The following is a 12,354-nucleotide window of genomic DNA, read 5'->3' as shown; positions in this document are numbered from 1 at the left end:
CTCACGGGCTCTCCTCCGAAGGGGGCGGGAGTGTTGGAGGGGGTGCGGGGGAGGGCGTCGACGGGGGTGCGGGGGAGGGCTCGGCGCCTGCGGGTTCGGCGCCTGAGGGCGCGGTCCCGGAAGGTCCCGTTCCGGAGGGCCGGGCGCCCGGGGGCCGGCCGCCGGGGCGGCCCGCCCGGACGATCTCGTCCCGGGTGGGCAGCATGCTGCCCTGCCGCTCGTCCCAGGACCAGGCGGTGCGGTACTCGTACCCGGGGATGCCGGCCGACCCGACCCGCATGATCAGGTCGCGGCCGGCCAGCTCCACGCTGATGACCTGGTCGACGGTGGACATGATCCGGGTGAGCCCGCCCTTCTCGGCGCGGTAGACCCGCACGGCGACCTGCTGCTCGGGCATCCGGATCCCGACGATCAGCTCGTCCCGGCCGTCGCCGGTGAGGTCGCGGTAGTACGGCCGCATGACGGGACAGGATGCCGGCTCGCTCACGCACGCCCCGACGGCCCGGGCGGTCTCCTCGTAGAGCCCGTCCGCGCCGTTGCGCGCGTCGGGGCGGGCGCGCACCTCGGCCCGCACGACCTCCACCGCGTCGACCGAGCGGACGTCGTCGCCGGTGACCCGGATCCCGGGGACGCGCTGGATGTCGGACTCGCCGTAGTCGATCGGCGGGTTCGTGGCGGGCGGCAGATCGGGCCAGAGCCGTACGGGCCCCACGGCGGGGCGCGTGGGCCCGGCGCTTTCCAGGCCGCCCGTACCGGCGGAGCCGCACCCGGCGAGCACGGGGGCGGACAGGGCGCACAGGACGCCGACGGCGACGTGCACTCCGCGCGCTCCCACCTGGCCACCCGCTCCTCGGTCGGTCGACCCGGGCGGTCGACGGGGCTGTCCTTCTCCCCGTAGACCTTATGCGGACCGAAGTCCTTTTTGTCTCCCGGTCTGCCGGAGGGACCACCGGCAGGAGCCCCTCACCGCGTCCCTCAGTACTCAGTACGCTCCCCGCTCCATCCGGGCGAGGGCGGCCCGGCACAGGGTGAGGAGCTTCTCGTCGAGGTGGACATCGTGCGTGCCCGAGGCGCCCTCGCGGGCGTTGTGGCGGCGTCTGCGGGTCAGCTCGGTGAGGACGACCAGCTGGGCCGCCGAGGCGGCCGGGCCCATCTCCGCCAGGCACTCCGCGATGTCCACGCGCGCGTGCCGGTCCTCCTCCCAGGCGGCGAGCAGCACCGGAAGGGCCTCCTCCGTCTCGCCGGTCGTCCGCCACAGGGCCGCGGCGGCGTGGACCCGCACCCACAGGTCCCGCGAGACGAGGGCGGGCCGCAGGGCCGGGGCCGCAGCGGCCGCCGAGCGCCCGATCTCGCCGAGGGCCCGGGCGGCCGCGCACCGGTCCGCGTCCGGCAGACCCGGCCGCAGCCACCGCTCCAGGACCGGCAGCACCTCCGCCGGGTCCTCCCCGGCCGCCCACAGGGCGCGCGCCGCCGCCGTGGAGACGGCGGCCGACTCGTCGGCCAGGAGCCCCCGCAGGTCCGGTACGGCCTCCCGGGCGGCGGGCCCGAAGGCCGCGAGGGCGCGCAGGGCGGCCTCCCGCACCCGGTCGCGCCGGTTCGCGGGCGCGCCGCGCAGCACCCGCAGCACCTCGGGAAGGGCCTGGGCGCCCCGGACGGCGGCCAGGGCGTAGAGCAGCGGGGCCGCCCGGTCGTACAGCAGCTCGTCCAGCTCGACCCGGGCCAGCCGGCGCCGGAGCGCGGGGGCGAGCATCGCGGCGGAGGGCCCGAGGCCGTCCGTGGCGTACAGCAGCTCCCGCCGCACCTCGCCCTCCTCCAGGGCGCGGGCGAGCAGCGGCACCGCGCGGACGTCCCCGGCGCGCGCCAGGGCGATCAGCGCCCCGTCCCGCCCGGACCGCCCGGCGGAGCCGCACCCGCCGGCCGGCCCCGGGGGAGCCGAGGCCAGGCGCGCCGCGAGCGCGTCGGCGGCGGGCGCGCCCAGCTCGAAGAGCCGCTCCAGGAGGGAGGCGGCGGCCTCCCGGAGCCGGGGCTCGGGATCTTGGAGCTGGTCGCCGACGAGCCGGACGACCTCCTCGTACCGCCCGCGCCAGACCCGTATCAGACCTCCGCACAGCCAGATCGCGTCCGAGCGCTGCCCCCAGTCGGGGCTGCGGAGCTGGGCGAGGACCAGCGCGATCCGGTCGTCGACGCGGTCGTCGAGCGCGGTGTGCAGCGTCCGCAGCAGCTCCTCGGTCCAGGGGGCGGGCCGTCCGGCCGCGTGCTCCTCCAGGAGCTCCCGCACCTGCCCGATGAGCGTCGGGGCGGCGCCCCGGGGCGTGTCGGGCCCCGCCCCGGGGACGGACGCGGTCCTGATCTCCTCCAGCAGGGCCGTCACCCACGGCACGACGTCGTCGGGGATCTCGCCCGGCGCGCAGCGCGCCCGCTGCGCGAGGGCCGCGAGCCGGAGCCCCGGGTCCTGGGCGGCGCGGGCGAGCCAGCCGAGCCAGTCGACGGTCTCGGCGCGCAGCGACGCGTGCCGCAGGGCGATCTGCCCGACGGCGGCCACCAGGGCGAGCCGCACCTCGGTGTCCCGCTCGACGGTGAGCCGCTCCCGCAGCAGGGTCAGCACCCGGGCGGGCTCGGGGTGCAGCGAGGCGAGCGCCCACGGCGCGGCGAGCCGCACCTCGGGATCGGGGTCCGAGACGAGCCCGAGGAAGACGCCGGCGCCGGCGGCGATGGCGGCGGCGGCCATGGCGTAGTTGGCGGCGGGGACGAACCCCCCGTCCTCGCAGGGGTGTTCGCCCATCTCCTCGTCGTCGTCGAGCTCGATCCCCCCGATGCTGGTGAGGAGTTCGACGATGCAGCCCCGGTCCTGGACCCCGGGATCGGCGACGAGTTCGAGGAGGAAGGGGATGCAGGCGAGCGTCGAGTCGTAGACGTCGCCCTGGTGGTGCACCGCCCCGTACATGGCGTCGAGGGCCGTCTCCCGCTCCGCGGGATCGGCGGAGGCGAGTCCGCGGAGCAGCTCCGGCACGTCGTCCGCGGGGCCGTACGCATGCCCCAGCGAGGCCCAGTCGACCTCCTCGATCCCCGTCAGCATTGCCAGGCCGCCTTCCCCCGTGAGCGCTGTACCAGGCAGCAAGTGTGCACCACAGGACGGACAACAAGGCCGTACCGCCGATACCCACCCCGCGGGAGCACCGCCTTCCGCTCTCTTTGCGCCATGTACGCTGCGGAGCAAGGCAGTTGCCCTGCGTACCCGCCCCGCGGCCCCGCCGCCCCCGGCCCGGACGCCGCTTCCTCCCCACCGCCCCGGCCGGACCGCCGTCACCCGCGCGAGCGGCCGTCGTCCATTACCCGGCGCGCGCCCGCCGACCGCTCCGGCGCGAAGAACGGCGCCCGGAGCCCCCCGTACCGCTCCATACGTGGCGCGATGTCGTCCATGAGGGGAACGGGCCCCGGTGCCGGCCGGCCCGGCACCCGTCCGGCCGAGTACCGCTGTTCGGGGGGAGGTTCACTTGACTTCCGCTCCACGGGGCGGGCGATGATCGGGCCATGACTGCCTCATCCTTCGATCCCAGGGCGTTGCTCGCCGAGAGCCGGCTCGGCGTCCTCGCGACCATCAAGGCGGACGGGCGTCCGCAGCTCTCCCCCGTCCAGCCCTCCTACGACGAGTCGGCGGGCGTCATCCGCGTGTCGACCACCGCCGGGACGGCCAAGACGGCGAACCTGCGCCGTGACCCCCGGGCCGCCCTGGAGGTCACCGGCCCCGACGGCATGTCCTGGGCCACCGCCGAGGGCGTCGCCACGCTCACCGGCCCGGGGACCGACCCGCACGGGCCCGAGGTCGAGGCCCTGGTGGACTACTACCGGGCCGCCGCGGGCGAGCACCCCGACTGGGACGAGTACCGGGCGGTGATGGTGTCCGACCGCCGGGTCCTCATCACCCTCGCCGTCGACCACGTGTACGGCGCCGACATCAGCTGACGGGACGCACCGGGGGTGCGCCGGCGTCCACGGCCGGCCGTGGACGCCCGGCCCGGGCCGGCGCCGCCCCGAAGGACTGGCGGTAGTCCGTGGGCGTCACCCCCACGTGCAGGGTGAAGTGGCGGCGCAGGTTGGCCGCCGTACCGAGGCCGCTGAACTCGCCGATCCGCTCGACCGGCAGGTCGGTCGTCTCCAGCAGCGTCCGCGCGTGCGTCAGCCGCTGGTGGAGCAGCCACTTGAGCGGGGTCATCCCGGTGGCGGCCCGGAGGCGCCGGAAGAAGGTGCGGGTGCTCATCCCGGCCCGCCCGGCCATGTCGTCTACGGTGAGGGGCTCGTCCAGGTGGCGGGCGGCCCAGTCCAGGACGGGCGCGAGGCCGTCGTCGTCGGTGACCGGGACGGAGAGGACCACGAACTGGGCCTGCCCGCCGGGCCGGTGACCGGAGACCACCAGACGGCGGGCGAGCTGGTTGGCCACGTGGGCGCCCAGGTCGCTGCGGACGATGTGCAGGCACAGGTCGAGGCCGGCCGTCATGCCGGCGCTGGTGAGCACCCGGCCCTCGTCGACGTACAGGACGCTGTCGTCGACCTCCACTCCGGGGTAACGGGCCGCCAGGTCGGCGGTGTTCATCCAGTGCGCGGCGGCCCGGCGGCCGTCGAGGAGCCCGGCCTCCGCGAGCGCGTAGGCCCCGGTGCACAGCGAGACCACACGGGCGCCGGAGGCGTGGGCGCGCCGCAGGGCGTCGACGAACTCGCCCGGCAGGGAGGCCCCGTGGTTGACGACGGCGTCCGGCACCGAGGGCACGATCACGGTGTCGGCGGTGACGAGGTCCTCGACCCCGTGGGTGGTACGGACGGAGAAGCCCCGCGCCGGCTCCGCGGAGGCCGAGGGGGACACGGAGCACACCCGCAGGTCGTACCAGGGATCGGCGAGGTCCGGCTGGGGATCGCCGAAGACCGCGTAGGCGATGGCCGTCTCGTAGACCTCGCAGACCTGCATGTCGGTGTCGTTGACCAGAGCGATGGCGACGGACCCGGGATTCATGGAGGCGAGGCTACGGCAGGAATTTTGCGAAGGTCGGCACTTCCGCCACTGTCGGCCGGCTTTCCGGGGGTGCGAGGGTGCGGGTGACGGGCGGACCGCCGCCGCGACGCGGCCACGAGAACCGCGCGACTACGCGAACCGCGCGGCCACGCAAGCCGCGTGGATCACGCACACCATGCGCACCACAGGGTGAACCGGAACGGGAGTACGCAATGCCGAACACCAACGGGGCCCAGGCTCCAGTGACGGTCATCGGGCTGGGCCTGATGGGCCGGGCCCTGGCGGCCGCCTTCCTGGAGGCGGGCCACCCCACCACCGTGTGGAACCGCACGGCCGCCAAGGCCGACCGGCTGGTCGCCGAGGGCGCCGTCCGCGCCGGTTCGGTCGGGGACGCGATCGCGGCGAGCCCGCTGGTCGTCGTCTGCGTCACCGACTACGCCGCCGTGCGCGAGCTGCTCGGCCCGTCGGCCGGCTCGCTCGGGGGCAAGGTCGTGGCGAACCTGACGACGGGCACCTCGGCGCAGGCCCGCGAGACCGCCGAGTGGGCGGCGGGCCTGGGGGCCCGCTACCTCGACGGCGCCATCATGGCGATCCCGGCGGACATCGCCACCGACGCGGCCGTACTGCTCCACAGCGGCCCGAAGGAGGCCTTCGAGGAGCACGAGGCGACGCTGCGCGCGCTGGGCGCGGCGGGCACCACGTACCTGGACACCGACCCCGGCCTGTCGGCGCTCTACGACATGTCGCTCCTCGGCATCATGTGGGGCGTCCTGAACGGCTTCCTCCAGGGCGCCGCCCTGCTCGGCACCGCGAAGGTCAGGGCCACCGCCTTCGCCCCGCTGGCCAACACGATGATCAAGGTGGTCACCGAATACGTGACCGCGTACGCCCCCCAGATCGACGAGGGCGTCTACCCGGCCGACGACGCCACCGTGACGGTGCACCGGGACGCCCTGGGCCACCTCGCCGAGGAGAGCGAGAAGCTCGGTGTCAACGCCGAACTGCCCCGCTTCTTCAAGGCGCTCACCGACCGCGCGGCGACCGACGGCCACGCCGACAGCAGCTACGCGGCCCTGATCGAACAGTTCCGGAAGCCCGCCGCCTGACGCGCTCGGCTCCGGCCACCGGCCACCGGCCACCGGCCACCGGCCACCGGCCACCGGCTTCCGACCACCGACCACCGACCGACGACAACGCGCCGCCCGGCCCGGGCCCAGGCGTGTCCGTGCTCAGCCGGCGCGGGTCGGCAGCAGGCCGCGAACCAGTTCGGCCACTTCCCGAGCGTGCTCGGAGAGGAAGAAGTGGCCGCCCTCGAAGACGTGCGTCCGGAAGGCGCCCGAGGTGTGCCCGCCCCAGGCCTCGACCTCCTCGGCGGTCGCCTCGGAGTCCCGGTCACCGGCCAGGGCGACGACGGGGCAGGTGAGCGGCCGGCCCGCGGTGTCCTCGTACGAGGCGAGAGCGCGGTAGTCCCCGCGCAGGGCGGGCAGGACCAGCTCCAGCAGGTCGGGTTCGTCGAACACCGCGGCCTCCGTCCCGCCCAACCCGCGTACGCGCGAAACGAGTTCGTCGTCCGTGAGCGGCACGTGCCGGGCCCGCCACCCGGCGGCGGCGGGCGCGCGACGCCCCGACACGACGAGGAGGTCCGGCTCGCCGCCGGGCAGCCGGGCGAGCCGCACGGCGACCTCGTACGCCAGCGAGGCCCCCATGCTGTGTCCGAGCAGCGCCCGGGGACGGCCGCCCGGCGGGCCCAGCGCCTCCGCGACCAGGTCGGCCAGCCGGTGGAGGTCCTCCACCGGCGCCTCGTGCAGCCGGTCCAGCCGCCCCGGGTACTGCACGGCCGACACGTCGACGGCGGGGGAGAGCGCCGCGGCGAGGGGCCGCCAGTAGGAGGCGGAGCCGCCCGCGTGCGGGAAGCACACCAGCTCGCACCCCGCGGCGCTTCCGCCCGGCGCTCCCGCGCCCAGGGGGAAGCGCCGCAGCCAGACGTCACGCGATCGACCCATTCCGACCCACCTCACCGCACTCCGAGGACCCCGGCCGCCCGGGCCGCTGCCAAGGCATCGTAGAAGCACCGCCCGATCCGGCACCGGGCACGGGTCAAGACTGCCGGTCACGGGCAATGTCCGGCCCGGGTCGTCGTGCCAGAGTGGAGACGACGAGGCGCATGTCCACCGCCTCAAGACCCAAACGCACGACCGAGACGCACGACCGAAACATCTGGGGGGAACATGGCCAAGCCGGTGCACGCACAGGTGGGCGAGAAGAAGATCCGCTGCCTGGTCTGCAAGGGTGACGTCTTCCGCGAGCGCGAGGTGAAGCTGAACAGCACCGGGATGGAGTTCTTCAACCTGGCCTGGGCGAACGAGTCGGCCACCGGACTGATCTGCTGCTCGTGCGGCTACGTGCAGCTCTTCGCCGACGGCCACCTGAGCCTCTACCGGGCCTCCGTGTAAGCCACGCCCGGGGCGTCACTGTTCGCCGCCGCCCATGGCCTCCGTCAGACGGCCGCGGGCGGCCGCGAGACGCTCCTCGTAGTCGGGCGCGAAGATCCCCGCGAGCTTCTTCTCCAGAGTTCCGGAGATCGCGTAGATCCCGGACCAGACAGCGCGATCCGGCACGATGGCGTCCAGTTTGCCGGACTCCATCATCACCTCGTACAGCCAATCGGACAGGACGAAGGCCTGGTCCGGCGTGAGCTCGATGAGTACGGGTTCTTCGTCCACGTGGTCACGGTACAAGGGCGCTCCGCACGCCTACTCCGCCGTGAGCGCGTCGGCGACGTCCTGCATGTGCTCGATGACGACGTCGGCCCGCGCCTCATCGAAGAGACCTGCGTCGCGGGACCGGCCGGCGTAGCCGATGACCGTCGCGCCGGCCGCATGAGCGGCCTGGACGTCGGTGAGGGAGTCGCCGATCAGGGTGCAGCTCGTGACGTCGATGTGCATCTGCTCGGCCGCCGTGATGAGCGGGAACGGGTTCGGCTTCATCAGGTGCGGCTGCTCGGAGGGGCGGCCCACGATCGCCGTGACGCACTCCCGCAAGCCGTGGAGCTCCAGGAAGGCCCGTACGCACTCGGCGGAGTTGTCGCTCACCACCGCCACTCCCCGGCCGGCCGCACGCGCCGCCCGAAGCGCTTCCGCCGCTCCCGGGGTCGGCTGCCCGACCAGCGCGACGGCCCGCACCTCGGCGGCCGTCAGGGCCTGCTCGATCTCCTGCCCGAGCTCGGAATCGGCTTCGTGCGCGATGCGCAGGACCTCGACAGGGTCGTCCGTCCGGGCGGCCTTCGCGCCCGCGGCCGCGTCCCGGGCGGCGAGGAGCGAGACCAGCTCCCGCGCGACCGTGGCCGCCGGCAGTCCCGCGAACACGTCGCACACGGGCCCGTCGAAGTCGAAGAGGACGACACGGGCGTTCGCCAGGGTCTCGATGAGCAGGTCGGCGTGAGTCAAGGCCGAAATCCCTTCCGGTGCTGCCGCACCACAGCCCCGCCGACCGACCGGCGAAGAGACCGGTGCCCTCGCCCACGAGGCAGTACGTCCCGACCGTCTCGCCCGGGACGACGACCTTATGCAGACGGATCGGGCACGAACCGAAGAACACACCCCGACGAACCGCGGCACCGAAAACACCTCAAGGGAATACGAGTGCCCCCGACCGGGCGCCTGCCGCACACTCCGGGCATGGACACCTCCGACGAAGGCCCGACGCTCGACCGCCCCTGGACCGACACGGGCAACAACGTCCGCGGCGTCCCGCGCGACCACCACGACGCGTCGACCTCAGCCGCCTCCTCAGCGACTTGGGGCTTCCTCACGCCCTGGAACTCAACGACGAAAACGGCGCCCTGCTCCACGAGATCAACGGATGACCCCGCCCACGGGCCCCGTCACCCCTACCCACCCACACAACAAGACCCCGCGCTCAGCGTTTCCGCTGATCACGGGGTCTGTGTGGCACTTCTGCGAAGTGCCCCCGGCAGGATTCGAACCTGCGCACACGGCTCCGGAGGCCGTTGCTCTATCCCCTGAGCTACGGGGGCGTCCCCCGCGTTCGGCGGCGACGGGTAGAACCCTACCAGCTCCCGGGGCGTGCCTGTGAACAGGTATTTCCGGGGTGTCACGAGGGGGTGTGTCCCCCGCACGGGTCAGAAGTGGGGAAAAGCCGGACGTGGTCGTCGGGGGCGGCCTACTCTCGTTCGTGTGTCAGGCGCCTCCGGCCGGGTGCTCGTTGTCGACGACAACAAGGTGATCCGGCAGTTGATCAGGGTCAATCTCGAACTCGAGGGGTTCGAGGTCGTGACCGCGGCTGATGGTGCCGAGTGTCTGGATGTCGTGCACCGGGTTCGGCCCGATGTCGTCACCCTCGACGTCGTCATGCCCCGCCTCGACGGGATCAGGACGGCCGAGCGGCTGCGGGCCGATCCGCGGACCCGGCATCTGCCGGTGGCCATCATCAGCGCCTGCGACGAGGTCGCCGGCGGGGCCGCCCCCGCCGGGGTCGACGCCTTCCTCTCCAAGCCCTTCGAGCCCACCGAGCTCGTCCGTGTCGTGCGGCAGCTGATGCGCCGCGAGCGGCGGGAGCGCCCCGACGTGGCCGGGCAGGACGGCGGAGAGGAACCGGCCGCGGTCCTCGGGCCGAAGCCGGCCGTGGCCGACGGGTCCCCGGACGGCCTTCGGGAAGGCCTCCCGGACGGCCTTCCCGAGGGGCTTCCGGACGGACTTCCCCGCGGTCTTCTCGACGGCGCCGTCGAAGGCTGCGGCGACCCCCTCGCCGACTGATCTCCCCCTGGGCCGCGAGGCCCGCCCGTACCCCGTTGCCCGCATGGCGAAACCGGTTCGCGTCGGGCCCCCCCTCCTCCCCTAGGCTTGACCCGTGACCCCCGCGGACCTCTCCCTCACCGTGCTGCGCGCCGTACGCCGCGCGGTCGACGACGGTGCTCTGCGGGTCGACGTCCCCCCGCGGGCGAAGGTCGAGCGGGCCCGGCCCGGGGGCGTGGGGGAGTACGCCAGCAACATCGCGCTCACCCTCGCCCGGCCCGCCGGGCGCACCGCCCTCGACGTCGCCGGGATCCTGGAGGAGCGGCTCCGTGACGTCGCCGGGCTGCGGGCCGTCGACATCACCGGGCCCGGGTTCCTGAACTTCACCCTGCGCGCGGACGCCGACGCCGACGCCGATCTCGTACGGGAGGTCCTGGCCGCCGGGACGTCGTACGGGCACGGCACCGAGCTCGCCGGGACCGTCGTCCCGCTCGCCGATACGGCCGCGCCCCGCGACGCCGTCGTGACCGAGGTCCTCGCCCGGCTGCTGCGCTCCCAGGGGGCCGACGTCGAGGTCGGGCGGTACGGCGAGCGGCTCCACGTGCGTCCCGGGGAGTGCGACCCCTCCTTCGGGAGCGACGTCCTCCGGTGGGCCTTCCTGCGGGCCGCGCCCCACGACCGGCCCCTCGACCCCGCCCCCCTCCTCGTCCCGCACGAGCGCAACCCCCTCTTCCGCGTCCGGTACGCGTACTCCCGCACCCGCCGGCTGCTCGTCAACGCACGGCAGCTCGGGTTCTCCCCCGAACCCGGGGACCTCGGCGACCCCGGTGGCTCCGGGGACCCCAACGAAGCCGCCCCGCTCCTCGGCGCCCTCCGCGACCACCCCCCCGCGCTCCTCGCCGCCGCCCGCCACCGCGCCCCCGACCGGGTCGCCCGGCACCTCGAAGCCGTCGCCGACGCCTTGCTCGTGTTCCAGCACACCGTGCTGCCGCTCGGCGACGAGAAACCCTCGGCCGCCCACCGTTCCCGGCTCGCGCTCGCCGAAGCCGCCGGGACGGTGCTCGCCGGTGGCCTCTCCGTGCTCGGCATCAGCGCACCCGATCGGATCTGAAAGAGCAGACGCAGACATGAGCCGTTCCGCCCACCCCGCAGGGCCCCGCCACGCCGACGTCCTCCCCGAGGGCCACTACTCCGCCCCGCCCACCGACCTCAACGTCCTCGACCCCAAGGTGTGGTCCCGGACCGTCGGGCGGGACGAGCACGGGGTCGCCACCGTCGGGGGGATCAAGGTGACCGACCTCGCCGAGGAGTTCGGGACCCCCGCCTACTTCCTCGACGAGGACGACTTCCGCGCCCGCTGCCGCGCCTGGGCCGAGGCCTTCGGCCCGGACGCCGACGTCTTCTACGCCGGCAAGGCCTTCCTCTCCCGCGCCGTCGTGCGGTGGCTGGAGGAGGAGGGGCTGAACCTCGACGTGTGCTCCGGCGGCGAGCTCACCACCGCCCTCTCCGCCGGCATGCCCGCCGAGCGCATCGCCTTCCACGGCAACAACAAGAGCGAGGAGGAGATCGAGAAGGCGGTGAGCGCCGGCGTCGGGCGGATCGTGCTCGACTCCTTCCAGGAGATCGTCCGCGTCGCCCACGTCGCGCAGTCCCTCGGCAAGCGGCAGCGCGTGCAGATCCGGGTGACCGTCGGCGTCGAGGCCCACACCCACGAGTTCATCGCCACCGCCCACGAGGACCAGAAGTTCGGCATCGCGCTCGCCGGCGGGCAGGCCGCCGAGGCCGTGCGCCGGGCGCTCGAGCTCGACGGGCTCGAACTCGTCGGCATCCACTCGCACATCGGCTCGCAGATCTTCGACATGGCCGGCTTCGAGGTCTCCGCCCGCCGCGTCGTCCAGCTCCTCACCGAGGTGCGCGACGAGCACGGCGTCGAGCTGCCCGAGATCGACCTCGGCGGCGGCCTCGGCATCGCGTACACCTCCGAGGACGACCCGCGCGAGCCGCACGAGATCGCCAAGGCGCTGAACGAGATCGTCACGCGGGAGTGCGAGGCCGCCGGGCTGCGGACCCCCCGCATCTCCGTCGAGCCCGGGCGGGCCATCGTCGGGCCCACCGCCTTCACCCTCTACCGGGTCGGCACGATCAAGCCCCTCGACGGGCTGCGGACGTACGTGAGCGTCGACGGCGGCATGTCGGACAACATCCGCACCGCCCTGTACGACGCCGAGTACAGCGTCAGCCTCGTCTCGCGGACCAGCGACGCCGAGCCGATGCTCTCCCGCGTCGTCGGCAAGCACTGCGAGAGCGGCGACATCGTCGTGCGGGACGCCTTCCTGCCCTCCGACCTGGCCCCCGGCGACCTCCTCGCCGTCCCGGCCACCGGCGCGTACTGCCGCTCCATGGCCAGCAACTACAACCACGCGCTCCGCCCGCCCGTCGTCGCCGTCCGCGACGGCGAGGCGCGCGTCATCGTCCGCCGCGAGACGGAGGAAGATCTCCTGCGTCTGGACGTCGGATGATGAAATAGTCGGGTGATGGAATCGATGTCTCACGATCCGGACAAAGGGCGGAAACCCCCGTCCGGTGAGTGAGACT

Annotated in this window: 12 protein-coding genes and 1 tRNA gene; 6 read left to right on the top strand and 7 right to left on the bottom strand. The window is 74.1% G+C overall.

Annotation, left to right across the window (positions count from 1 at the left end):
* Nucleotide 1 precedes the first annotated feature (1 nt).
* Both ADL08_RS30400 and ADL08_RS30395 read right to left on the bottom strand, forming a co-directional pair.
* A complete protein-coding gene (locus ADL08_RS30400) occupies nt 2-835 on the bottom strand; it encodes a hypothetical protein (protein ID WP_053648642.1) in 834 nt (277 codons plus the stop codon).
* 147 nt (nt 836-982) lie between these two features.
* Nucleotides 983-3,076, bottom strand: a complete 2,094-nt coding sequence (locus ADL08_RS30395; protein ID WP_053648640.1) for a HEAT repeat domain-containing protein — start codon at nt 3,074-3,076, stop codon at nt 983-985.
* A 455-nt stretch (nt 3,077-3,531) separates the two neighbouring features.
* Here ADL08_RS30395 and ADL08_RS30390 point away from each other — a divergent pair, with 455 nt between their 5' ends.
* Nucleotides 3,532-3,963 carry a PPOX class F420-dependent oxidoreductase gene (locus ADL08_RS30390; protein WP_053648639.1) on the top strand — a complete coding sequence of 144 codons (432 nt, stop codon included), beginning with the start codon at nt 3,532-3,534 and terminating at the stop codon, nt 3,961-3,963.
* Here the strand turns inward: ADL08_RS30390 and ADL08_RS30385 are convergent.
* A complete protein-coding gene (locus ADL08_RS30385) occupies nt 3,956-5,005 on the bottom strand; it encodes a GlxA family transcriptional regulator (protein WP_053648637.1) in 1,050 nt (349 codons plus the stop codon). The two genes, ADL08_RS30390 and ADL08_RS30385, sit on opposite strands and share 8 nt — an antisense overlap.
* 212 nt (nt 5,006-5,217) lie before the next feature.
* Between ADL08_RS30385 and ADL08_RS30380 the strand changes: the two genes are divergently transcribed.
* Nucleotides 5,218-6,111, top strand: a complete 894-nt coding sequence (locus tag ADL08_RS30380; protein ID WP_053648635.1) for an NAD(P)-dependent oxidoreductase — start codon at nt 5,218-5,220, stop codon at nt 6,109-6,111.
* A gap of 123 nt (nt 6,112-6,234) precedes the next feature.
* Here the strand turns inward: ADL08_RS30380 and ADL08_RS30375 are convergent, their stop codons facing one another.
* The gene (locus tag ADL08_RS30375; RefSeq protein WP_053648633.1) at nt 6,235-7,008 is read right to left on the bottom strand and encodes a thioesterase II family protein; all 774 of its coding nucleotides are present in this window, start codon (nt 7,006-7,008) and stop codon (nt 6,235-6,237) included.
* A gap of 225 nt (nt 7,009-7,233) precedes the next feature.
* On the opposite strand from ADL08_RS30375, the gene ADL08_RS30370 reads away from it, so the two are divergent.
* The gene (locus ADL08_RS30370) at nt 7,234-7,458 is read left to right on the top strand and encodes a hypothetical protein (protein ID WP_053648631.1); all 225 of its coding nucleotides are present in this window, start codon (nt 7,234-7,236) and stop codon (nt 7,456-7,458) included.
* Nucleotides 7,459-7,473: 15 nt separating this feature from the next.
* On the opposite strand, the gene ADL08_RS30365 is transcribed toward ADL08_RS30370, so the two are convergent.
* From ADL08_RS30365 to ADL08_RS30355, 3 genes are all read right to left on the bottom strand, one after another.
* A complete protein-coding gene (locus ADL08_RS30365; protein ID WP_053648661.1) occupies nt 7,474-7,728 on the bottom strand; it encodes a hypothetical protein in 255 nt (84 codons plus the stop codon).
* Between the two features lie 30 nt (nt 7,729-7,758).
* The gene (locus ADL08_RS30360; RefSeq protein ID WP_053648629.1) at nt 7,759-8,451 is read right to left on the bottom strand and encodes an HAD-IA family hydrolase; all 693 of its coding nucleotides are present in this window, start codon (nt 8,449-8,451) and stop codon (nt 7,759-7,761) included.
* A gap of 518 nt (nt 8,452-8,969) precedes the next feature.
* A tRNA-Arg gene (locus tag ADL08_RS30355) sits at nt 8,970-9,041 on the bottom strand.
* 160 nt (nt 9,042-9,201) lie between these two features.
* Here ADL08_RS30355 and ADL08_RS38530 point away from each other — a divergent pair.
* The 3 genes from ADL08_RS38530 to lysA all read left to right on the top strand — a co-directional run bounded on the left by ADL08_RS38530 (nt 9,202) and on the right by lysA (nt 12,278).
* Nucleotides 9,202-9,780 (top strand): response regulator, encoded by a 579-nt coding sequence (locus ADL08_RS38530; RefSeq protein WP_234352317.1) that lies wholly within the window; start codon nt 9,202-9,204, stop codon nt 9,778-9,780.
* A gap of 94 nt (nt 9,781-9,874) precedes the next feature.
* Nucleotides 9,875-10,870 carry an ArgS-related anticodon-binding protein NrtL gene (nrtL, locus tag ADL08_RS30345; RefSeq protein WP_053648626.1) on the top strand — a complete coding sequence of 332 codons (996 nt, stop codon included), beginning with the start codon at nt 9,875-9,877 and terminating at the stop codon, nt 10,868-10,870.
* Between the two features lie 16 nt (nt 10,871-10,886).
* The gene (gene lysA, locus ADL08_RS30340) at nt 10,887-12,278 is read left to right on the top strand and encodes a diaminopimelate decarboxylase (protein ID WP_053648625.1); all 1,392 of its coding nucleotides are present in this window, start codon (nt 10,887-10,889) and stop codon (nt 12,276-12,278) included.
* Nucleotides 12,279-12,354 lie beyond the last annotated feature (76 nt).

It is taken from the genome of Streptomyces sp. NRRL F-6492 (assembly GCF_001280125.1).
Lineage (GTDB): Bacteria > Actinomycetota > Actinomycetes > Streptomycetales > Streptomycetaceae > Streptomyces.
This window is presented reverse-complemented; position numbering and strand designations above follow the sequence as displayed.